Below are 21620 nucleotides of genomic sequence, written 5' to 3'. Positions count from 1 at the left end.
TGATTACACCGGTGTTGTTTCCGATTGGGCAATCGTGTGGTAAATACCGTCCCATAAGTCGATTCGCTTTTGCAATGCTAACTGGCTATATCTTGTTGCTTCCTCCCATTTTTCAGTATCCTGCTGGCAAAGTTCTTCTACCATACGCAAACTGATTGGTCCGTGTTCGTCGCCATCAAGTTCAATATGTCGCTCCAGATAATACACCAACTTGTCTAATTGTTGCGCTTTATCTTTTGCCAAACCTTTCACCAAAGCGATAAAAAGGTCAGGGATTAAATCTTCTCTTCCAAAAGCAAAAACAGCCGCTATGATATGAGGTTTGTTGGTTGCTAGTACGTCAAATGTAAAACTTATAAATTCTCGAACAGAAGGATGAATCGTAATTGCACTAAAAGCATCTTCCAAAGATTTAGATTGAGAAATCTGAGTGACAAAAGACCGAATAGTCGAAGTATCCGCACCTAATTGTTGCATCGCTTCTAAGTACATTTCATAGTGACTCATCGGCTGACCTTCTGCGTCGATATCACTTTCTTCACCAAACACAATTTCGTTGATGAAGCGTCGTGTTGTGGGGTTTGCTGAGGGCACCCATGGCAAAGTGACACAGGTCAAATGTTGTTGTAACCCCTTTAGCAGCGACATAAAATCCCACACAGCAAAAACATGTGCTTCAGTAAAACGTTGCAAATCTTCAATAGTTGCTATATGGTCATATAGCGAGTGACTAAGCAACTTTTCTCTTAACGGTTGTAATTGGGTAATTGTTTCTTTAATCTTTGACATGTACTTTGTATTCTTTACTCTTTTGTTTTGAACTCTTCCAGCGTTTTGTAAAATGCTTCTTGTGTTGGTCTACTTTTAGGTAGTTCTCTCAAAGGCTCAACCTCGACTAACGATTCGAAACAATCTTGAGGTAATTGCTGGTACAATTGGGTACCTTTGGTTTTCCAGATAATCATTTCGTCGCTAATTTCTTTAATTACTTTCGCTGGATTCCCTACAATTAAGCTTCGGTTTGCAAAAACACTTTTAGCTTTAACAAAAGACATAGCACCAACAATACATTCATCACCAATCTCAGCATCATCCATAATCACCGCATTCATTCCGATCAGACAATTTCTCCCTAAATTAGCCCCATGAATAACCGCTCCGTGACCCACGTGAGCACTTTCTTTTAAAACGATAGACTTACCGGGAAACATATGAACTGTACAATTCTCTTGTACGTTGACTCCATCTTCCAAAATTATTTCTCCCCAATCTCCACGAATTGCAGCGCCAGGGCCTATATAACAATTCTTACCAATTATCACATTGCCAGTTACTGCAGCTAGTGGGTGCACAAAACTGCTTTCGTGTACCACGGGAATATAGCCTTTAAATGAATAGATCATACCTTTTTGAAATATTGGAAACCGGAGTTTTACTTAAATCCTTTTAATTTTTCTTTGGTAAACTCAGACAACACTAGTTTACCGCTAATAATTGCACGTTCTGCCAATTTAGTATCCCAATCCTCAGTACCTTCCCAGAATATTTTTTTCATTTCTTTGATCGCTTCCGGGTTGTAAGTACACAAATGCGCAGCAAATTTAGATACTTCTTCGTCCAAGGTCTCAGTATCTTCATACACCTGCGTAAATAGTCCTTTGTCTTTTGCCCATTGTGCATCATAAAATGAATTGGCATCAATAGCAATCTGTGACATTGCAGACAGCCCCATTTTACGTTCTACCGCTGGTCCTACAACGAAAGGTCCGATCCCAATATTCAACTCACTAAGTTTGATTGAAGCGTATTGAGTAGCCATACAATAATCTGTGGCAGAAGCAACTCCTACGCCACCTCCCACGGTTTTACCTTGTACGCGACCTATAATAAATTTTGGGCATTTGCGCATGGCATTGATCACATTGGCAAATCCCGAAAAGAAGACCTTTCCTGTCTCTGCATCATTTATGGAGATCAATTCTTTAAAACTGGCTCCGGCACAAAATGTACGATCTCCTCCACTTTTAAGAATAATAACTTTTATCACATCATTCTCTCCTGCCTTAGTGATAGTCTCTGCTAATTGAGCCAAAATATCGCCTGGCAATGAATTATGAGCGGGATGAAAGAACTCAATGGTTCCTATTTCATTATTAACATCTATTGTTACGTAGGGTGCTGTCATTTGTAATAATAAATTTTGAATGAAAAATAATAAATATTAAAGTCGGTCACTTTTACATTTAACCTTTTTCAGTTTTATATTTTTGATTTCTTATCTCTAATCCAACAGATTAAACTGGTTGAAATGATGATTAAAATGTTTCACATTTAGTAAATCCCATTCAAATCGACTCATCATACCAAACACGGCATTTTTTGTGACTGCATTCGGATTCTCTTTGAAATACAGAATATAGTTATCGTATGCTTCCAAAAGTTTTTCTTTAGCCGTCAGTAAGTCTTCATGATTCAATGGATCCAAACCGTCCTCTTTCATCAAGGGATGTTTATGATTTCTTGGCATAGGCTCGTGATTAAAGACCATCTCTCTTACACGTTCCAGATACTGCTCTGGCGTTGCAATCTCAAAGTCCTGATAGCTTCCAGCTGCCATCTTGAAACTTTTCTCAAAGTGCTCCACCATGTGCTGTGCTGTCATGGTGCCCCATTGTGGTTTTGAAGCTTCAGTCAATCTCTCCAGATACTGAGCCACATTGGAACGATCGATTTGAACAAATGGTGATTTTTTCTGCACCATGGTCAATATGGTTGCTACGGCTGCTAGTTCCTCTTCCTGATCAAAAACCTCAACAAACCACTTTACTATTCCGCTAGGTAAATCTTCACCACGGTGATCGCGATCAATTTTTTGTTTACACGTTAACCGCACATAAACCGTATCATTATGATAGATCGGTCGTAAAAAACGACATTCTTCTAATCCATAATTCGCTGCTACCGGACCTTTATTAGGGTACACAAATAAACCTGCTGCCGCGGCTAATATAAAATAGCCGTGCGCTGTACGTTGTTCAAAAATACTACCTTCTAAAGAAGTGATATCGGTATGGGCATAGAAGTGATCCCAGGTAAGATTACCAAAATTGATAATATCAGTATCTGTGATCGTACGTTTATGTGTTTTAAGCGACATCCCAGGTTCAATATCTTCCCAATGATACGCAAATGGGTGTTTATCGGTCTCTTTATAGGCACCGTTTGCCTGATAAATACCGGTCACTTCAGTTAAAGTAGTGGGTGTTCCCTGAATAGCACAACGCTGCATATAATGTTTGATGCCACGCATACCTCCCATTTCTTCACCTCCGCCGGCACGGCCAGGGCCTCCATGTGTTAACATTGGCAACGGAGATCCATGACCTGTACTTTGTTTTGCATTCTCACGATTCCCGACAAGTATACGTCCATGATGCGAAGCCGCTTCCACGATATATTCTTTGGCAATTTTGTCATCATAAGTAAATATCGATGATACGAGCGAACCTTTTCCTTTTTGAGAGAGTTGCACTGCTTCTTCAAGTGTGTCGTACGGCATTATGGTTGCCACCGGACCAAAGGCTTCGATCTCATGCACTTTTGTATTAGTAAACGGATTGTCTTCTCTTAGAATGATAGGACTCACAAAAGCTCCATTTTGAGCATCTGCTCCTATCGTTTCAATACTATCGAGATCTCCGTAAACCAATTGAGCTGTTTGAGCAATTTGAGAAACGTTGTTTTTAAAGCTCTCCACTTGCTGTTTACTTGCCAATGCTCCCATGCGCACTTCTTTGAGACGTGGATCACCAATAGTAATTTTATTTAATTGATTTGCCAAAGCAATTTGCACATCCTCAATACGATCTGACGGTACTATAACACGTCGTATTGCTGTACATTTTTGACCACTTTTTACGGTCATTTCTTTGCGAACTTCTTTGATAAATAAATCAAATTCCGGTGTACCTGGGACTGCATCTTTACCTAATACTGAGGCGTTCAATGAATCGGCTTCCATGGTAAAGGGAACAGATTCTTCGATCAACCTCGGGTGTGCTTTTAAAATTCTACCCGTGTGTGCAGATCCGGTAAAAGTGACGACATCTTGTGACTCCACGGTATCGAGAATCGACTTTGTCATTCCACTTAATAATTGTAATGCGCCTTCGGGCAAAATACCTGAATCTATAATAACGCGTACTACTGCTTCAGTCAAATAAGCGGTTTGTGGTGCAGGCAAAACTACTGCAGGAACACCAGCCATCCAGTTGACTGCACATTTTTCTAACATTCCCCAAATTGGAAAATTAAAAGCATTGATATGGACTGCTACTCCGCGCTTCGGTACCAAAATATGATGTGCCATAAAGCGTCCGCCACGAGAGAGGTCTATGGGATCCCCCTCTACATGATATGATTGATTAGGAAAGAGCTTACGCAAAGAGGCGTTGGCAAATAAATTACCAAATCCTCCTTCGATATCTATCCAACTATCCACCCGCGTAGCTCCCGATCTATAGCTCAAATCGTAGAATTGTTCTTTACGTTTGGTAAGATAGAGCGCCAGTTTCTTAAGCATATTACCACGTTCTTGAAAAGTCATTTTACGCAGTACCTCGCCTCCTTTGGTTCTACCATACTGTAATACTTCCGGAATATCCAATCCATCGGTGGTTGATACGGCGATCAGGTCGCCCGTAACTGCATCGTGCATTGGGGTTCCGTCACCTGTTCCTGCTACCCATTTTCCGTTAATATAATTTTCAAGTTTATTCATAACGTTGTTTTCTTATCCTTAAAAAACTGACTAAGTTTTTCGATTCTATTTTGTCTGTCTATATTCTGCGAAACCTCTCGACTTCGCTCAAGCAAGCATCTTAATCTTAAATATTCACGTTTTCAATAACAGCTGCATACCCTTGTCCTACCCCGACACACATGGTAATTAGTGCGTATCGTTTGTTCTGTTCTTTCAACTCTAAAGCAGCAGAGTAGGCTAATCTTGCCCCGGTAACACCTAATGGGTGTCCGATTGCGATGGATCCACCGTTTGGATTTATACGAGGATCATCATCTGCTAATCCCCATTCTCGGATACATGCTAAAGCTTGCGAAGCGAAAGCTTCATTGAGTTCGATAATATCCACATCTTCCATGGTTATTCCGGCTTTTGCCAACGCTTTATTTGATGCTTGTACCGGTCCTATTCCCATTATACGAGGCTCTACACCAACTACTGCAGAGCTGACAATTCGTGCTAATGGTTTTAAATTATATTTTTCCACTGCATCTTTGGATGCGATCAATGTGGCTGCAGCACCGTCGTTAAGACCGGAAGAATTCCCAGCAGTTACACTACCATCGGTTTTAAACGCCGGACGTAACTTTGCCAAAATCTCCTTAGTAGTCGTAGGCTTTATAAATTCATCTTGCGAAAAAAGAATTGGATCTTTCTTACGTTGCGGAATCTCAACTGTCATTATTTCCTTATCAAATCGTCCGGACTCTTGTGCCTTTGTAGCTTTCATTTGACTGCGATAGGCAAAAGCATCCTGATCTTCGCGACTAATATTATATTTCTCTACCAGATTTTCAGCTGTATTACCCATACCATCGGTACCATAGAGATCATGCATTTTTTTATTGACAAAACGCCAACCAAAACTTGAGTCATACATTTTTGCATCTGTACCAAAGGCTGATGATGGTTTTGCAATGACGTAGGGTCCTCTTGTCATATTCTCAACACCTCCAGCAATAAACAAATCTCCATCACCTGCTTTAATCGCTCTGTTGGCATGGATGATCGCTGATAAACCTGAACTACAAAGTCTGTTAACCGTCTCTCCAGGCACAGTAAAAGGTAAACCCGCCAGTAATGAAGCCATACGAGCTACATTGCGATTGTCTTCTCCTGCTTGATTAGCACAGCCCATAATAACATCATCAAAAGCTTCTTTTGGAACTTCCGGATTGTTTTCTACCAATTTTTGAATCACCATAGCACCCAAATCGTCTGTTCGTACAGCTGATAAGGTACCTTTATAACTTCCTATAGGTGTTCGTATTCCGTCGATTATATATGCTTCTTTCAAAATATCAAATTTTAAATTAAAAATAATGAATGCTAAAGTGAATTACTTTTCAGTTTAGATTTATTATTATATTTTTTCTTTTACCCTCTTTAAAAAACCTCTCGACTCCGCTCGAGGTGACATAATAATTATGAATTTTAAATGCAAAATAACAAAGATCGAAGTTGGTCACTTTTAAATTTTACATTTCCCAATCTTTGTTGGTTCTATATACAACTCCTTTAAATAATGCGACAATTTCTTCTCCTCGCTTTACTTCGATGATATTAAATCCAACTTTAGTTTTCGCAATATCAGTAACTGCCTCAGCGGTGATATAATCTCCCGCTTCAAGTGCTTCAATATGATTGATACTCGTCTCAATAGAAACTGCATATTTACCATGGGTATTCGCAGCAAAACCAAACGCTGTATCCGCCAAACCATAAGAAATACCACCATGTGCTTTCCCCATACTATTCAGCATTTCATTCCGAATAGTCATACCTACCTTACAATAACCCTTTGCTACTTCTAAAACTTCAATTCCCAACCATTGGCTGTATGCATCGTTACTAAGCATGTGATGCGGAATGCTCGTACTCTCTATTTTTTGTTCTGCCATAAATACATTATGAATTCAATTTTGATTGAATGTGATTCTTAAAAGAAGTAATCATTTTGATCAATTCTACTACATCTTCCCTATTCTTTTGATCTTCTTCCTCAGATATATAGCCTCGTAATTTTGCTTTAGTACTGCAAACCACACATTCATACGCTGCATTGGAGGCATCTTCTAAAGCCAAAAGAAAGGTTTCCTTATTATTTTCGGAGCCTACAGCTATATTAATCGCCAAGGCATCTGCTGCATTGCTAAAAAACAATCCAAGTCGTGCGCGTTCCTCATTAGGAAATTTACTGATTTGTTGCTGTATCGATTCGCCTAATTCAACAGATTTATTGTATATAATTAGGTCTTCAAATTTAAATGGGGTTTTATTCTGTTCTGGTTTCATATCAATTTGGGCGACTAGTTGATAAAAAAGTTAGCACTATTTTTTTGCATTTTCCTCAGTAATGGACTACAACGGTAGCGATCTTCATGGTACTCTTCGTAAAGTATATCAAGTTGTGTCACACACCAATCAATACCTTTTTCATCGGCCCATTGCAATAAGCCTTTAGGATAATTAACACCTTTGGTCATGGCATTATCAATATCTTCAGCAGAAGCTATATTCCAAAAAAGTGCGTCGGCCGCTTCATTAATAAGCATAACCAATACACGATCGAAAATATATTGTGAAACTGCGTCCTTTGAATCTTCTTCATTGGAAGTAGAGACGATCTTATTGCTTACATTTTGCGAAGTCAGCTTACCATTGGAGTCATAATGATAATATCCTTTTCCTGTTTTACGTCCAAGATACCCAGCTTCTGATAATCGCTTCTGGGTAAAAGAAGGTTTGTATCGCGGGTCAAAATAGAAAGCTTCAAAAACAGTTTCGGTGACTGTATAATTCACATCATTCCCGATAAAATCCATTAGCTCAAAGGGTCCCATTCTAAAACCTCCTAAAGATTTTAAAGCCTTGTCGATATGGGCTATATCAGCAACTCCTTCTTCATAAATGCGTAAAGATTCTCCGTAAAAAGGACGTGCGACACGATTTACAATAAAGCCTGGAGTATCTTTAGCCACTGCAACTACTTTTTTCCAATCTTTTATAGTTTGTGTAATACTATCCAAAACTACCTCTGACGTTTGAATTGCGGGAATTACTTCTACCAATTTCATCAATGGTGCGGGATTGAAAAAATGAATCCCGATACAGCGTTCGGGTTTTTGTAAGGAGGCGGCGATGGATGCTATGGATAAAGACGAGGTATTCGAAGCGATAATGGCTGTATCTGAAACATATGATTCAAGCGCTGTAAATACTTGTTGCTTAATCTCCAGATTTTCTATTATTGCTTCTATCGTTAATTCGCTATCTCCCAGATCTGACAAAGAAGTTACATAAGAGATATTGTCTTGTATTCGTTGCTTTTCGGTCGCATCAATACGGTTTTTCTCTATTAATCTGGAAAGCACTTTATCTAAGGCTATTTCACTTTTCTCTAAAGCGGCTGTATTGGTATCGTATAGTTTTACTGAACATCCGGCAGTGGCAGCTACTTGGGCAATACCACTTCCCATTGTTCCTGATCCTATAACTCCTACTTTTTTAATCATACCTTAAAAATTATACTATTGTTGCTTGCACTTTCTATGCATTAAAAAACATAGTAAGGTGTCATTAGCAGCGTTACTTTTTTGGTCTCGTTATATCAGACTATTGCTTGAAAAAGATCAAACTTAATAATAACTAATGTTTATTTTCCTTTAAAGATCGGTTTGCGTTTTTCTACAAAAGCGGTCACTCCTTCAGCATAATCTTCACTCTCAGCCGCTTCAATTTGTAATTCAGATTCCAACGCCAATTGCTCTGTCACAGTATTTGTCATAGAATTGTTTAGTAATCTTTTGGTCAATCCAAGTGCTTTAGTAGGCATCTTTGACAACTGCGTTGCCAGTTTCATATAATCTTCTTCAAATGTATCTGAATTGAAAACTTTATAGAGCATCCCTAAACTTTCGGCTTGCTTGGCGTCTACTTTATCTCCCAATAGCATAAGCGCTGAGGCTTTTTGAAAACCAATAAGTCTTGGTAAGAAGAATGTTCCTGCACTGTCGGGCACAAGTCCTATTTTACTAAATGCCTGAATAAAGCTCGCGTGCTCAGCTGCCACGACGATATCACACGCTAAAGCAATATTAGCGCCAGCACCTGCCGCCACTCCGTTGACTGCTGCTATGATAGGTTTTTCGATAGTACGAATACGTTCTATAATCGGATTGTAATGCTCTTCAAGAATTTTTCGGAAACCAGGATTGAGCTCCGGAGAAGTAACTTCCTTGAGATCCTGACCTGCACAAAAAGCTTTCCCGTTACCGGTAAGGATGATCGCACGAACATTGGTGTCTACTGTGCATTTATCTAAAGTCTCCTGCAAGCGTAAAGCCATCTCGCGATTAAAACTGTTAAATGCTTCGGGACGATTGAATATTATTTTTGCTACTCCGTTGTGAAATTCTACAAGTATTGAGCTCATTAAGTTGTGTGTATTTTGAAAATAGTTGGGTTGCTTTTATTTTATCTGAATTATTTTAGACACTTAAAATAGTCGAAGGGTTCTTGACACGCTTCACATTTAAACAGCGCTTTGCAAGCTGTGGAACCAAATTGACTTACCATCTTTGTATTAGTAGATCCACAATTAGTACATTTTACAAGACGTTTATCTCCTAAAAGCACTTGCTTATCGGCCTCCTCACCAAGTGGCGCTGCAATCCCATAATCTTCGAGTGCTTTTCTTCCTCTCTCGGTAATCCAATCTGTGGTCCATGCCGGGGATAACACCAGGGAAACTTTTGCTTCAATATTTTTTTCAGCAAAAGCAGTAATAATATCGTCCCCAATAACGTCCATTGCAGGACACCCACTATAGGTTGGAGTGATTTCTACCAACACTATATCTCCGTCATATTGAGCGGTACGAACAACACCCATGTCCATAATAGACAACACGGGAATCTCTGGATCAGAAACTCCTTCTAATATCGAAATTAAATCGGTTGCTATATGTTGATCTGTCGTTGTCATTGTGTTAAAACCACGTATGTAATTTATATAATTTTACATTCCTTTTTAAGTTTACCACTTCATTCCGGGATAGGTGCGTTGCATATATTGTAAATCTGCAAGTAAATATCCCATATGTTCCGTATGAATTCCCTGTTTTCCTCCTTTTTGAAACCATTTCATTTCAGGAACCTCCAAGGTTGATGCATCTAATAACTCTCGAACTCGAGTATAATACTCCCCTTTAAGCGCACTTGCATCAACTCCTACCCCCATATCCACAGCTTTCGTATCAGCTTCGGTCATATGGAAGAGTTCATCTGTATACGTCCATAATGTATTAATGGCTTCTTGGATTTTATCATGACTCTCTGGCGTACCATCCCCCAATCGCTTAATCCAGTCTGATGAGAATCGCTGATGGTATCGTACCTCCTTAATTCCTTTTTTTGCTATTGCTGCCAACGTAGGGTCTTGACTGTTTTGTAACTTTTCAAGCAACATAACATGAAACACATCATACAAAAATTGTCTTGCTATGACATACCCGAAATGTTTGTTAGGCTGTTCTACCAGTAGCACATTTTTATATTCCCGCTCTGTGCGCAAATACGCCATATCATCTTCTGTAGTGTCCCCACCTTTAAGTTGAGCTGCATATTGATAATAACTGCGGGTTTGCCCTAGTAAATCCAGTGCAATATTGGTTCCTGCAATATCCGTTTCAAGATTTGGACCATGTCCACAAAGCTCTGATAAACGCTGCCCTAAAATCAAAGCATTATCAGCAATTCCATATATATATTGAATTAAAACTTCGGAAATATCTGTTGTATTCGTTTTCATTCTAGAACTTGATTCTCTAATACTCATTACACTTATTCGCTATTTCATTTTGTAAAATTCAGGATGAGAGCAAAGGATACCCTTCCCTCTTTATATTTACATATGTTTTACCTCATCAGGCAATTCATAAAATGTGGGATGCCTGTATACTTTATCATGTGCAGGCTCAAATAACTCCCCGTTATGTTCTGGGTTAGAAGCTGTGATATTTTTTGATTCTACCACCCAAATACTTACACCCTCGCTTCTGCGCGTATAGACATCGCGTGCATTTTCTAAAGCCATTTCTGCATCTGCAGCATGTAAACTCCCAAAATGACGGTGTTCTAAACCATTTTTACTTCTTACGAATATTTCCCAAAGTGGCCAATTTTTCATCAGTATGCTATTAAATTGCTTGTTTAAGTTTCTTTTCTTCCTGCTTCTCTGCATATGCTACCGCAGCATCTCTTACCCATGTCCCTTCTTCCCATGCATTGACACGTGCATCAAGTCGTTCTTTATTACATGGACCATGTCCTTTGACTACTTGCCAAAATTCATCCCAATCAATTTCGCCAAAATCATAACTTTGACGTTCTTCATTCCATTTGAGATCAGGATCCGGAATGGTCAATCCTATTAATTCTGCCTGTGGCACCGTTTGATCAATAAATTGCTGACGTAATTCATCGTTTGTCTTACGCTTCAACTTCCATTTCATTGACTGCTCTGTATGCACCGACTCAGCATCTGTAGGTCCTAACATCATCAATGAAGGCCACCACCATCTATTCAACGCATCTTGTGCCAGCTCCTTTTGTTCAGGTGCACCCTGAGCAAGCTTCATCATAATCTCAAACCCCTGACGTTGGTGAAAACTTTCTTCCTTACATACCCTAACCATGGCGCGTGCATACGGACCATACGATGTGCTACATAATGGTACCTGATTAATAATCGCAGCACCATCAACTAACCAACCAATAGCTCCCATATCTGCCCATGTGATAGTTGGATAATTAAAAATACTGGAATACTTTGCTTTACCCGAGTGTAATTGTTCATATAGCTCTTCTCTAGAAATACCAAGTGTCTCACAAGCACTATATAGATATAATCCGTGCCCTGCCTCATCCTGAACCTTGGCAAGTAATGCTACCTTACGACGTAAAGAAGGAGCTCTTGTTATCCAGTTTCCTTCGGGAAGCATTCCTATAATCTCAGAATGAGCATGCTGAGAAATTTGTCGTATATGTGTTTTACGATACTTTTCGGGCATCCAGTCTTTGGGCTCAATTTTTTCATCACGTGCAATACGTTGCTCAAAAATCTCTTCTAAATTTTTAATCTCTTTATCACTCATAGCATCCTCGTATTAAATTATTTAGTTTTTGCGATGCATCGATCACTTCGCAAAAAACAAGCTTTTTATACATCAAAATCCACCACTACCTTCTCTGTGGTTGGAACTGCTTGACAGGACAGTACCAAACCTTTGGCTACTTCATCCTCTTCAAGCGCATAATTAATCTTCATTTCAACAGTACCGTCTACAATCTTACATTTACAGGTACTACACACACCTCCTTTGCAGGCAAATGGCAAATCTGCACCGGCAGCAAGTGCACCATCCAAAATATTGTCATAATCATCCCCCATATCAAAGTGAAACTCCTTACCCCCATCAATAATTGTTACATGTGTTCCCTCATATTTATGTTCAACAGCCTTAGCCGCATTAGCTTTATCTTCGTCGGTTGCACCGGAAAAGAATAATTCATAATGAATTTTATCTTTCTCTAATCCTGCTTCCTGTAATGAGTCCCGAATCAAAAATATCATTTCTTCAGGCCCGCAAATAAAACATTCATCAACTTCTGAAACATCTAGCAGTTTTGAGGTAATCTCTTGTAACTTTTCAGCGGTAAACCTTCCGTTAAGCAATGGAATATCTCGCTGCTCTTTGGTCAAAAAATAAAATATTTCAAACCTTCCAAAATAGGTATTCCTCAGTGCCTCAATCTCTTCTTTAAAGATAATTGATTTTGCAGTACGATTCAAGTAAAACAACTTAAAGGTACTATTAGGCTCCAATGCTAAATGCGTTTTTATAATAGATAAAATTGGTGTTATACCACTACCTGCTGCAAATACAATATAATTCTTTGCTTTTGTCGTATCCACTTCGGTATAGAAATTACCATTGGGTGGCAATAACTCAATTACATCTCCAGCTTTTAGCGTGTTACACGCATAGGTAGAAAAAACACCTCCATTAATCTTCTTTACTGCTACCTGCCATTTATTTTCTATCGGACTAGAACATAAGGAATACGAGCGTCGTACTTCCTGATCATTAATACTAGTTTTCAACGTCAAATACTGACCTTGTTTATAAGAGAACTCCTCTTTTATCGCTTCTGGTATCTCAAAGGTAATAGATGTACAATCTTTTGTTTCCTTTTGAGCCTCAGCTACTTTAACTTTAAAAAATTTATGCATAAATAGTGCCGCAATGCGTTTAATTTAAAACAAAACTAACATTTGTTAGTTTCAAAAACAAATTTTGATTGTTAATTTAATTACTACAAATTTTAGACCAATCCTTTTAGTAAAACAGAGATCATATCATGCTTTAAAAGCTCCGGGTTAATTTTCTTTTGCTTAGGATACCATAAATACAACGTTCTCAATGTCGACAGGGTGGAAAAAACGATAATTTCCACATCGTACGTTTTAATATCGCCTGCACGGATACCTTTTTTAACAATCGCTCTAAAAATATCCTCGTATTCTCGTCGCATTTTTTCATAATATAAAAGATTGTTTTCTTCAAGGTGCATCCAATCATTGTTAAGGGAAGCTAACCCATCAGCATTGCGCAAGGTCACATCGATATGCAGTTCAATAATTTTTTCTAATTTTTGGATAGCATTAGTTTCTGAGTCATTTATGGAATTGATCCCAGTTGAAAATTCCTCGGCCAGACTAATTATGATATTGCTAAGAATCTCTTGCTTCGATTGGATATGGTTGTAAAGACTTGCTGCTTTTATCCCCATCGCACTAGCCAAATCTCTCATGGTTACAGCGCTGTACCCTTTTTCTTTAAACAACACTGCTGCTGCGTTAATAATTTCTTGCTTTCTATTTTCTGGTTTCATGCAATGTCTACTTGTCTTTGATTCAAAAATAAAGCTTAAAATCATATTTGCATAATAAGCATCAACCTATCCCCAAATTACTAATGCATTTTACTATAAAATTTGCAAATAAAGCTTTAAATTTTGCCTTTCTTTATAGTGTCGAATAATTTTACTTGTATGTCTACTGATTCCATTCCGTCAAATCCGCTCATAGATAAGCTTCCGCCACATTTATTACAGTTTGTAAAGCCTCAAAATTACGAAAATTACACGCCAATAAATCAAGCGGTATGGCGTTACGTGATGCGCAAAAACATCCAAACCCTTCAAAAAGTAGCACATCACTCTTATCTAAAAGGTCTTAAACAAACAGGAATCTCTGTTGACACCATACCCAGTATGTATGGTATGAACCGAATTTTGAAAGAAATCGGATGGGCAGCTGTAGCGGTAGATGGTTTTATACCTCCCAATGCTTTTATGGAGTTTCAGGCATATAATATTCTGGTTATCGCCTCTGATATTCGTCAATTAGAGAACATTGAGTATACCCCTGCTCCGGATATCATTCATGAAGCTGCGGGTCATGCTCCTATCATTGCAAATCCGGATTATGCAGAATACTTAAGACGTTTTGGCAAAATTGGTTCTAAAGCAATTTCTTCCAAAAAGGATTATGAAATGTACGAAGCAGTACGTCTCCTATCGATCTTAAAAGAATCCAAAGATCAGGATGAAACCTTGATCAAAAAGACTGAAGAAAAAATTATTGCTTTACAAAATGAAAAAAGCGAACCTTCTGAAATGGCGTTGTTACGCAATTTACACTGGTGGACTGTAGAGTATGGATTAATAGGAACGGTAGATGATCCGAAGATTTATGGAGCCGGCCTACTCTCTTCTATCGGAGAAAGTGAATGGTGTATGACCGACAAAGTAAAAAAACTACCCTATTCTCCTGAAGCAGCTTTTCAGGATTTTGACATCACCAAACCGCAACCACAATTATTTGTCACTCCTGATTTTGCTTATTTGAGTCAAGTACTCGAAGAATTTGCGAATACCATGGCTTTACGTAAGGGTGGTCATCGAGGGTTAGCTAAATTAATTGAATCTGAAAATCTGGGTACTATTGAATTAAGCACAGGCTTACAGATCTCAGGAATTTTTACGCGTATGCTAAAAAATGAGGATAATGAGGTCATCTATTTTGAAACCACAGGTCCCACTGCACTGTCTTATCGTGAGAAAGAAGTAACCGGACACGGCATAAACAGTCATCCCAATGGTTTCAGATCTCCTTTAGGTAAATTGAAAGGAATAAATCTGGCTATTGAGAATATGTCTCCAAGGGATCTCAAGGCCTATCATTTTTATGATGGTGAGTATATCGAATTTGAATTTGAAAGCGGTATTACCATTGCAGGTCTGAATATTACCGGAATACGAAATATCAAAGGCGAACTTATATTGATTCAGTTTAGTGAATGCACCATTAAATATAATGATGAGATACTATTTAAGCCGGAATACGGAACTTTTGACTTAGCCGTAGGAAAAGAAATTATCGCTGCCTTCTCCGGACCGGCAGACGATTATTCGTTTGATCTGGTCACACATCAACCCACCGAAGATGCAAAACTACCCAACTACACTAACACTGAAAACGAATTACATGAATTATACCGATCGGTTAGTAATATTCGGAATGGAGAAAACACTAAATTTTCTCTAGAAGCCGTGTTCGATGTATTGGAAAAAAATTATCCTACCGAATGGCTGTTGGCTTTAGAAGTTTATGAATTAGTGGTTAATCGTGATGCCTCGTTTGCGCGAAAAATCAAAGACAGGTTGGCTACCATTTCACAGCAAAAACCTCAAATCCAACATCTGATCAATAGTGGATTATCTATTGCCGATATTGAAGAAAAAGAACTTTTAGAAGGATAGAAAGCTATATTCTTGTTGTAATAACCGTTTTTTCTCCTCAAGATTTTGCAGAAACATCTGATGTTGCTTACTATTGGGCTGAAAAGGGCGATGGGCACTACCACGCTGAATTTCTTCAATTTTACCCATGGTGACCAATGTTTTTTCATCTATCCAAACTTCCATAAATCGTTCCCAGATGTACTGAATAGCTGTCTCTGTAGGATGTAGCATATCCGGCTTATAAAAGCGGTAATCTCGTAACTCATCCATTACAATCTCATAGGCAGGAAAATAGTTCAGCCGTTCCTCTTGCGATACAACCTCATGAATTGCAGTTAATAAATGCGCCTTACTTCTGTTGTTCTCTATAAATCCGTCTTTGCTATGGCGTACGGGGGATACAGTAAAAATTATTGTACACTCAGGATTGATACTGCGAATAAAATGAAGGCAATTTTGTAAACATTGTGATATTTCTTCAACTGAGAGCAGCTCTTTATCAAATTCTTTCTGCGGAATTTTATGACAGTTAGCAACAACCATATCCATCGCCTTGAGACGATACACCCAAGCGGTGCCAAGTGTAATAAAAACATGTGTCGTTTTTTGTAAATGTGCTTTTGCTTCAACTAATTTGGCGTTGAGTGTTTCTAAGAGCTCGGCCTGACTATCAGCCGTAATTTTTGAATGCGCATCAAAACAATGCCAACGATCATTAAAATTAAACAAATCGTTGGCCACATAGCGTTCGTCCTGCGTGGCCATCCACAAGAAAGTTTCAATAGCTTTGGGATGAAACAAAACCCCAAACGGATTTACAAGAGCTTGAAATTTATAATAAGCAAACTTTTCTCCAATATTATCTGCAAAACAGGAGCCCAACGACATTATCTTATCGTCATAGTCGATTTTTGGATCTTGAGGATGTAAAGGAATTTTTGTCTGTAAATTCATCTGATATTGCTAACGTTAAGCATTACTTTGTTGCTAATACATGGCACTACAAAGGTATTAACCAAAAACTACTTGTTTAGCATGTTGCAAGGCTTCATTGATACCTTCCGGATTTTTACCTCCTGCTGTCGCAAAAAACGGTTGTCCGCCGCCACCGCCTTGGATATATCTACCCAGCTCTCTAACAACCTTGCCTGCATTTAACTCTTTTTTCTCTACCAATGTTTTAGAAATATAACACGACAATAAGGCTTTTCCTCCATGCTCTGTTCCTAAAACAATGACCACATCTTCTATCTCTCCTCCTAACTCAAAGGACAAGTCTTTTATTCCCGCTGCATCCAGGTCAACTGCTTTTGCCAAGAATTTAATTTCATCTACATCCTGAAATTCAAGTTTGAGTTCGCTTTTCAAATTCTTTGCTTTGTCTTTAAGCAAGGTCTCAATTTGTTTTTTAAGTTGCGTATTCTCTTCCTGTAACGTACTAATTGCTTTGACCGGATCTTTTGCATTTTTCAATACCTTCTTCACTTCAGTAAAAGCGTCAGACTGCGAAGTAAAATACTCTTTTGCTGCATCATTCGTAATTGCTTCAATACGTCGAATTCCGGCAGCAACTGCACCTTCAGATATAATTTTAAAATGCCAGATGTTGCTGGTATTTTGTACGTGAGTTCCCCCACAAAGCTCCATAGATTCGCCAAAACGAATGGCTCTAACATCATCCCCATACTTTTCACCAAATAAAGCTATAGCTCCCTCTTTTATCGCCTGATCATATGAAATGCCACGCTGCTCTTCAAGAGATAATCCTTCTCTGATTCTAGCATTCACAAAATCTTCTACTTCTTTTAGTTCTTCGGCAGTAACCTTAGCAAAATGAGAAAAATCAAAACGTAAATTACCACTATGCACCATCGACCCCTTTTGCTCTACATGGGTTCCTAAGATTGATCGCAATGCTTGATGTAATAAATGCGTTGCCGTATGATTTGCCGCGGTTCTGGCACGTCGTTTTGCATCAACAACTGCTTTAAAAGTAGTCTCTATATTGTTAGGTAAATTCTTTGTAATATGGATTATAAGATTATTTTCTTTTTTGGTATCAATAATATAGACAACATCACCATTAGCGGCCTCCAAATACCCTTTGTCTCCCACTTGTCCTCCTCCTTCGGGGTAAAATGGGGTTTGGTCAAACACAATTTGATACAGCTCTCCGTCTTTTTGACTTTCCACCTTGCGATAGCGTGTTATTTGTACATCAGACGTTAAGCTGTCATAGCCAACAAAAATTTCCGATTGATTGGCTTGTAAAATATTCCAATCTCCCGCAGACACTTTAGAAGCTGCTCTGGATCTATCTTTTTGTTTTTGTAATTCTGCAGTAAAACCAGCTTCATCCAGTGCATACCCCTGTTCACTTAAAATTAAAGCAGTTAAATCGATTGGAAAACCATAGGTGTCATATAATTCAAATGCCTTTTCTCCGGAAACCTTCTGATCTTTGGTATTTGCAATCACCGTATCCAATAGTGACAATCCCTGATCCAACGTACGTAAAAAGGATTGTTCTTCTTCACGAATTACATTAGTGATTAAATTCTTTTGAGATGTAAGCTCAGGAAATGCCGAGCTCATTTGAGCACTCAATGTTTCTACCAACTTGTAGATAAAGGGTTCTTTGGTATTTAAAAAAGTAAAACCATAGCGTATAGCACGACGTAAAATTCTACGAATCACATAACCAGCACCCGTATTGCTTGGCAACTGACCATCAGCTATAGAAAAAGAGACAGCTCTTAAGTGATCTGCGATCACGCGAATAGCCACACTCACTTTTCCGTCGGTTTCATTTGGATCACTATCTTTATCGTATGTGGTATTTGTTATAGTTTCAATCTCTCTGATCAAGGGTGTAAAGACGTCGGTATCATAATTGGATTTTTGCCCTTGCAATACCATACATAATCGCTCAAATCCCATCCCTGTATCCACATGTTGCGCCGGTAATTTTTCAAGAGAACCATCAGCTTTGCGATTAAACTGCATAAATACCAGATTCCAGATTTCTACCACCTGAGGATGATCCGCGTTTACTAAGTCTCTTCCGGAAACCTTCGCTTTCTCTTCTGCTGATCGAATATCCACGTGTATTTCAGAACAAGGTCCGCAAGGTCCCTGATCTCCCATTTCCCAGAAGTTATCTTTTTTATTACCCATGATGATGCGATCTTCCGGAACAATTGCTTTCCATAAATCATAAGCTTCCTGATCCATACCCAAGCCATCCTCTTCTGCACCTTCAAAAACGGAGACATATAAGATATCTTTATCAACACCAAAAACTTCAGTCAGTAATTCCCACGCCCAATGAATAGCTTCTTTTTTGAAGTAATCTCCAAAACTCCAATTCCCTAACATCTCAAACATTGTATGATGATAGGTATCCATCCCCACCTCTTCAAGATCATTGTGCTTACCACTAACCCGAAGACATTTTTGCGTATCTGTCAGACGATTGCTTTTAGGAATACCGTTACCTAAAAAGTACTCCTTAAATTGATTCATCCCAGCATTGGTAAACATCAATGTTGGATCATCTTTGATCACCATTGGTGCCGATGGAACGACGGTATGTTGTTTTGAAGTAAAAAACTCTAAAAATGTATTTCTAATTTCTTGGGATTTCATGCGCTTATTTCTACAATTAATCAGGCTATTCACCTATTTTGCTTACCTAAAAATTTCACACCAATTTAACGTAGCATTACTATCGCTATATTGCTAGTTTATGTTGGACTTTACAACAATTTCTTATATTTGTTGCGTTCAACTGGGTTCAATTAAGCCGTTTTTGGCTGGTGCCCTGCAAAAATAGCATATTTTAGATTATGTCAAAGGTTAAATATTACTATGATAGCGATACACTTTCATATCGCAAAATTGAGCAAAAGAAAGGACGCAAGCTAGGCTTAGCACTCATTGGGGTGTTAGGTACTTTTCTAGCCGGATTCGTTTTATTGGTGATCTACCTTAACATTCCGCAACTAGAAACACCTAAAGAAAAAGCATACAGGAGAGAATTGGAAAATATGGAATTGCAATTTGATATTCTTAACAACCGCTTAAAACGGGATGAAGATATTTTAAGAGAAATTGCAGAACGCGACGATAATATCTACCGATTGTATTTTGGCGCACCTCCAATTCCGCAAGAATTACGTAACGCAGGCTTTGGCGGAATCAATCGATATAGAAATCTGGAGGGCTTTGATAATTCTGAAATGATTATTGAGAGCAATAAACGCCTAGACAAATTGACAAAGCAGATTGTTGTCCAGTCAAAATCCCTTGATGAAATTGCGGACTTAGCAGAACAGAAAGAAGAATTACTAGCGACCATCCCTGCGATACAACCTATCAAAAATTCAGATCTTAAGCGTATGGCTTCCGGATACGGGTGGCGTAATGATCCTTTTACCAAAGCTAGAAAATTTCATCATGGCATGGATTTTTCTGCACCCACAGGTACACCCATCTATGCATCGGGAAATGGAATCGTAAAAAGAGCAGATGCTAACTCTACAGGTTATGGAAACCACGTACGTATTGATCATGGTTTCAACTACGTAAGTTTATATGCGCATTTAAGTAAATACAATGTAAAAAGAGGTCAGAAAGTTAAGCGGGGTGATATCATAGGGTTTGTAGGAAGTACCGGAAGATCTGTAGCACCTCATTTACATTATGAGATTTTTAAAGATGGAGAACGCATTAATCCAAGAAACTTCTATTACGGTAGTTTAACTTCGGAAGAATTCAATGAAATGCTAAAAGCTTCTTCCCTTATTAATGAAACTTTAGATTAACTCTATGTGCAAAGCACTGTTCTTTACAATTTTTATCGGCTTTACTTTTACAGGTCAAGCTCAAAAATTTCCTCAAAAAGTTCTGGATTCAATGACTGTGCTGGTTGAGCAGGCAATTGTTGCTCAACAAAAATTAGCTAAACCTGATCTTATTACCCTAATGGCTGTTGGTGATATTATGATGGGAACAAATTTTCCTAATGAGAGCTATTTGCCTCCTCCGGGAAAAGGTCCCTTTGATAATGTACAACACGTATTACAACAAGCCGATATTCTTATTGGTAATCTGGAAGGTACACTTACTGATGAAGGTGAAAATGCTAAACGTTGTTCGGATCCATCCAAATGCTATTCTTTTAGATCTCCAGAAATGTATGGTGAATTTTTGGAAGCTGCCGGCTTTGATGTTATGAGTGTTGCTAACAACCACATTGGTGATTTTGGCGCTATTGGAATTGAAAATACGGCTAAAACTTTAGAAAAGCATGGTATTGCGTATGCCGGAATTTTTGCCCAACCTTCGATGATTTTTGAAAAAGATGGTATTACCTACGGCTTTTGTGCCTTTGCACCAAATAAGGATTGTTTGAAGATTCAGAATATAACGAAGGCCAAAGCTATTGTTGAAGAACTTGAGCGTAAAGTAGATATCGTTATCGTATCTTTTCATGGTGGTGCCGAAGGCGCAGACCACACCCATGTGACCCGAGAGACCGAACGTTTTTATGGTGAGGACAGAGGAAATGTATACAAATTTGCACATACAATGATTGATAGTGGCGCCGATGTGATTTTGGGTCATGGACCACATGTATCCCGGGCTTTTGAGGTGTACAATAATAAATTTATCGCCTATAGTCTAGGTAATTTCTGCACCTATTCCAGATTCAATCTTAGAGGGATTAAAGGGTACGCACCCATTGCGGCTATTGAGATTGATGCTAAAGGTAATTTTGTAAAAGGAAAAATACACTCTGCCAAGCAGATTGACGAAATTTATCCTTTTATGGATGAAAAACAGGACGCTTTAAAAGAAATTCGTAAATTAACCCAAGAAGATTTTCCCGAAAGTAAGCTAATATTTAACGACGACGGGAGTTTTACTCAAGAAATCAAGTAAGC

The 21620-nt window shown here is 38.6% G+C and carries 20 protein-coding genes; 3 read left to right on the top strand and 17 right to left on the bottom strand.

The window, feature by feature from the left end; all coding sequences use genetic code 11:
• Nucleotides 1–3: 3 nt before the first annotated feature.
• The 15 genes from ACJRPK_RS05190 to ACJRPK_RS05120 form a co-directional block, all read right to left on the bottom strand.
• Nucleotides 4–738, bottom strand: coding sequence for a DUF3050 domain-containing protein (locus ACJRPK_RS05190; RefSeq protein WP_407138744.1), 735 nt, complete (start codon nucleotides 736–738; stop codon nucleotides 4–6).
• Between the two features lie 65 nt (nucleotides 739–803).
• Nucleotides 804–1403, bottom strand: coding sequence for a transferase hexapeptide repeat family protein (locus ACJRPK_RS05185; protein ID WP_407138742.1), 600 nt, complete (start codon nucleotides 1401–1403; stop codon nucleotides 804–806).
• A gap of 29 nt (nucleotides 1404–1432) precedes the next feature.
• Entirely contained in the window at nucleotides 1433–2185 is a 753-nt protein-coding gene (locus ACJRPK_RS05180; RefSeq protein WP_407138740.1) for an enoyl-CoA hydratase/isomerase family protein, read from the bottom strand.
• 96 nt (nucleotides 2186–2281) lie between these two features.
• Complete coding sequence (gene paaZ / locus ACJRPK_RS05175; RefSeq protein ID WP_407138738.1) at nucleotides 2282–4780, bottom strand: phenylacetic acid degradation bifunctional protein PaaZ; 2499 nt, start codon at nucleotides 4778–4780, stop codon at nucleotides 2282–2284.
• A gap of 106 nt (nucleotides 4781–4886) precedes the next feature.
• Entirely contained in the window at nucleotides 4887–6098 is a 1212-nt protein-coding gene (gene pcaF / locus ACJRPK_RS05170) for a 3-oxoadipyl-CoA thiolase (RefSeq protein ID WP_407138736.1), read from the bottom strand.
• A gap of 181 nt (nucleotides 6099–6279) precedes the next feature.
• Nucleotides 6280–6702, bottom strand: coding sequence for a PaaI family thioesterase (locus ACJRPK_RS05165; RefSeq protein ID WP_407138734.1), 423 nt, complete (start codon nucleotides 6700–6702; stop codon nucleotides 6280–6282).
• A 7-nt stretch (nucleotides 6703–6709) separates the two neighbouring features.
• Nucleotides 6710–7096 carry a four helix bundle protein gene (locus tag ACJRPK_RS05160; RefSeq protein WP_407138732.1) on the bottom strand — a complete coding sequence of 129 codons (387 nt, stop codon included), beginning with the start codon at nucleotides 7094–7096 and terminating at the stop codon, nucleotides 6710–6712.
• A gap of 14 nt (nucleotides 7097–7110) precedes the next feature.
• Nucleotides 7111–8316 (bottom strand): 3-hydroxyacyl-CoA dehydrogenase NAD-binding domain-containing protein, encoded by a 1206-nt coding sequence (locus ACJRPK_RS05155; protein WP_407138730.1) that lies wholly within the window; start codon nucleotides 8314–8316, stop codon nucleotides 7111–7113.
• Between the two features lie 140 nt (nucleotides 8317–8456).
• Nucleotides 8457–9236: an enoyl-CoA hydratase-related protein gene (locus ACJRPK_RS05150; RefSeq protein ID WP_407138728.1), complete on the bottom strand. Its 780-nt coding sequence runs from the start codon at nucleotides 9234–9236 to the stop codon at nucleotides 8457–8459.
• 50 nt (nucleotides 9237–9286) lie between these two features.
• A complete protein-coding gene (gene paaD, locus ACJRPK_RS05145) occupies nucleotides 9287–9787 on the bottom strand; it encodes a 1,2-phenylacetyl-CoA epoxidase subunit PaaD (protein WP_407138726.1) in 501 nt (166 codons plus the stop codon).
• Between the two features lie 51 nt (nucleotides 9788–9838).
• A complete protein-coding gene (gene paaC / locus ACJRPK_RS05140) occupies nucleotides 9839–10612 on the bottom strand; it encodes a 1,2-phenylacetyl-CoA epoxidase subunit PaaC (protein WP_407138723.1) in 774 nt (257 codons plus the stop codon).
• Nucleotides 10613–10708: 96 nt separating this feature from the next.
• A complete protein-coding gene (gene paaB / locus ACJRPK_RS05135; protein ID WP_148781436.1) occupies nucleotides 10709–10993 on the bottom strand; it encodes a 1,2-phenylacetyl-CoA epoxidase subunit PaaB in 285 nt (94 codons plus the stop codon).
• Between the two features lie 7 nt (nucleotides 10994–11000).
• The gene (gene paaA / locus ACJRPK_RS05130; RefSeq protein ID WP_148781382.1) at nucleotides 11001–11957 is read right to left on the bottom strand and encodes a 1,2-phenylacetyl-CoA epoxidase subunit PaaA; all 957 of its coding nucleotides are present in this window, start codon (nucleotides 11955–11957) and stop codon (nucleotides 11001–11003) included.
• Nucleotides 11958–12022: 65 nt separating this feature from the next.
• On the bottom strand, nucleotides 12023–13096 hold the full coding sequence (paaE, locus tag ACJRPK_RS05125; protein WP_407138721.1) for a 1,2-phenylacetyl-CoA epoxidase subunit PaaE: 1074 nt from the start codon (nucleotides 13094–13096) through the stop codon (nucleotides 12023–12025).
• A 92-nt stretch (nucleotides 13097–13188) separates the two neighbouring features.
• A complete protein-coding gene (locus tag ACJRPK_RS05120; protein WP_407138719.1) occupies nucleotides 13189–13758 on the bottom strand; it encodes a TetR/AcrR family transcriptional regulator in 570 nt (189 codons plus the stop codon).
• A 159-nt stretch (nucleotides 13759–13917) separates the two neighbouring features.
• Between ACJRPK_RS05120 and ACJRPK_RS05115 the strand changes: the two genes are divergently transcribed.
• Complete coding sequence (locus ACJRPK_RS05115; protein ID WP_407138717.1) at nucleotides 13918–15690, top strand: aromatic amino acid hydroxylase; 1773 nt, start codon at nucleotides 13918–13920, stop codon at nucleotides 15688–15690.
• Here the strand turns inward: ACJRPK_RS05115 and ACJRPK_RS05110 are convergent.
• Nucleotides 15679–16626 (bottom strand): GSCFA domain-containing protein, encoded by a 948-nt coding sequence (locus ACJRPK_RS05110; protein WP_407138715.1) that lies wholly within the window; start codon nucleotides 16624–16626, stop codon nucleotides 15679–15681. The genes ACJRPK_RS05115 and ACJRPK_RS05110 overlap by 12 nt on opposite strands.
• Nucleotides 16627–16683: 57 nt before the next feature.
• The gene (gene alaS / locus ACJRPK_RS05105; RefSeq protein ID WP_407138713.1) at nucleotides 16684–19320 is read right to left on the bottom strand and encodes an alanine--tRNA ligase; all 2637 of its coding nucleotides are present in this window, start codon (nucleotides 19318–19320) and stop codon (nucleotides 16684–16686) included.
• 200 nt (nucleotides 19321–19520) lie between these two features.
• Between alaS and ACJRPK_RS05100 the strand changes: the two genes are divergently transcribed.
• Nucleotides 19521–20498, top strand: coding sequence for a M23 family metallopeptidase (locus tag ACJRPK_RS05100; protein WP_148781376.1), 978 nt, complete (start codon nucleotides 19521–19523; stop codon nucleotides 20496–20498).
• A 4-nt stretch (nucleotides 20499–20502) separates the two neighbouring features.
• Nucleotides 20503–21618, top strand: coding sequence for a CapA family protein (locus tag ACJRPK_RS05095; RefSeq protein WP_407138711.1), 1116 nt, complete (start codon nucleotides 20503–20505; stop codon nucleotides 21616–21618).
• Nucleotides 21619–21620: the final 2 nt, after the last annotated feature.

This window comes from Aquimarina sp. 2-A2, from assembly GCF_045505135.1.
Classification (GTDB): Bacteria; Bacteroidota; Bacteroidia; order Flavobacteriales; family Flavobacteriaceae; genus Aquimarina; species Aquimarina intermedia.
This window is presented reverse-complemented; position numbering and strand designations above follow the sequence as displayed.

Excerpts from the sequence above, each read along its gene's own strand:
- ACJRPK_RS05110 (WP_407138715.1), bottom strand. The coding sequence starts at position 16,626 with ATGAATTTACAGACAAAAATTCCTTTACATCCTCAAGATCCAAAAATC.
- ACJRPK_RS05115 (WP_407138717.1), top strand. The coding sequence starts at position 13,918 with ATGTCTACTGATTCCATTCCGTCAAATCCGCTCATAGATAAGCTTCCG.
- ACJRPK_RS05100 (WP_148781376.1), top strand. The coding sequence starts at position 19,521 with ATGTCAAAGGTTAAATATTACTATGATAGCGATACACTTTCATATCGC.
- ACJRPK_RS05180 (WP_407138740.1), bottom strand. The coding sequence starts at position 2,185 with ATGACAGCACCCTACGTAACAATAGATGTTAATAATGAAATAGGAACC.
- ACJRPK_RS05155 (WP_407138730.1), bottom strand. The coding sequence starts at position 8,316 with ATGATTAAAAAAGTAGGAGTTATAGGATCAGGAACAATGGGAAGTGGT.
- ACJRPK_RS05150 (WP_407138728.1), bottom strand. The coding sequence starts at position 9,236 with ATGAGCTCAATACTTGTAGAATTTCACAACGGAGTAGCAAAAATAATA.
- ACJRPK_RS05120 (WP_407138719.1), bottom strand. The coding sequence starts at position 13,758 with ATGAAACCAGAAAATAGAAAGCAAGAAATTATTAACGCAGCAGCAGTG.
- ACJRPK_RS05185 (WP_407138742.1), bottom strand. The coding sequence starts at position 1,403 with ATGATCTATTCATTTAAAGGCTATATTCCCGTGGTACACGAAAGCAGT.
- paaA (WP_148781382.1), bottom strand. The coding sequence starts at position 11,957 with ATGAGTGATAAAGAGATTAAAAATTTAGAAGAGATTTTTGAGCAACGT.
- paaD (WP_407138726.1), bottom strand. The coding sequence starts at position 9,787 with ATGACAACGACAGATCAACATATAGCAACCGATTTAATTTCGATATTA.
- paaE (WP_407138721.1), bottom strand. The coding sequence starts at position 13,096 with ATGCATAAATTTTTTAAAGTTAAAGTAGCTGAGGCTCAAAAGGAAACA.
- alaS (WP_407138713.1), bottom strand. The coding sequence starts at position 19,320 with ATGAAATCCCAAGAAATTAGAAATACATTTTTAGAGTTTTTTACTTCA.
- ACJRPK_RS05165 (WP_407138734.1), bottom strand. The coding sequence starts at position 6,702 with ATGGCAGAACAAAAAATAGAGAGTACGAGCATTCCGCATCACATGCTT.
- paaC (WP_407138723.1), bottom strand. The coding sequence starts at position 10,612 with ATGAAAACGAATACAACAGATATTTCCGAAGTTTTAATTCAATATATA.
- ACJRPK_RS05095 (WP_407138711.1), top strand. The coding sequence starts at position 20,503 with ATGTGCAAAGCACTGTTCTTTACAATTTTTATCGGCTTTACTTTTACA.
- paaZ (WP_407138738.1), bottom strand. The coding sequence starts at position 4,780 with ATGAATAAACTTGAAAATTATATTAACGGAAAATGGGTAGCAGGAACA.
- ACJRPK_RS05160 (WP_407138732.1), bottom strand. The coding sequence starts at position 7,096 with ATGAAACCAGAACAGAATAAAACCCCATTTAAATTTGAAGACCTAATT.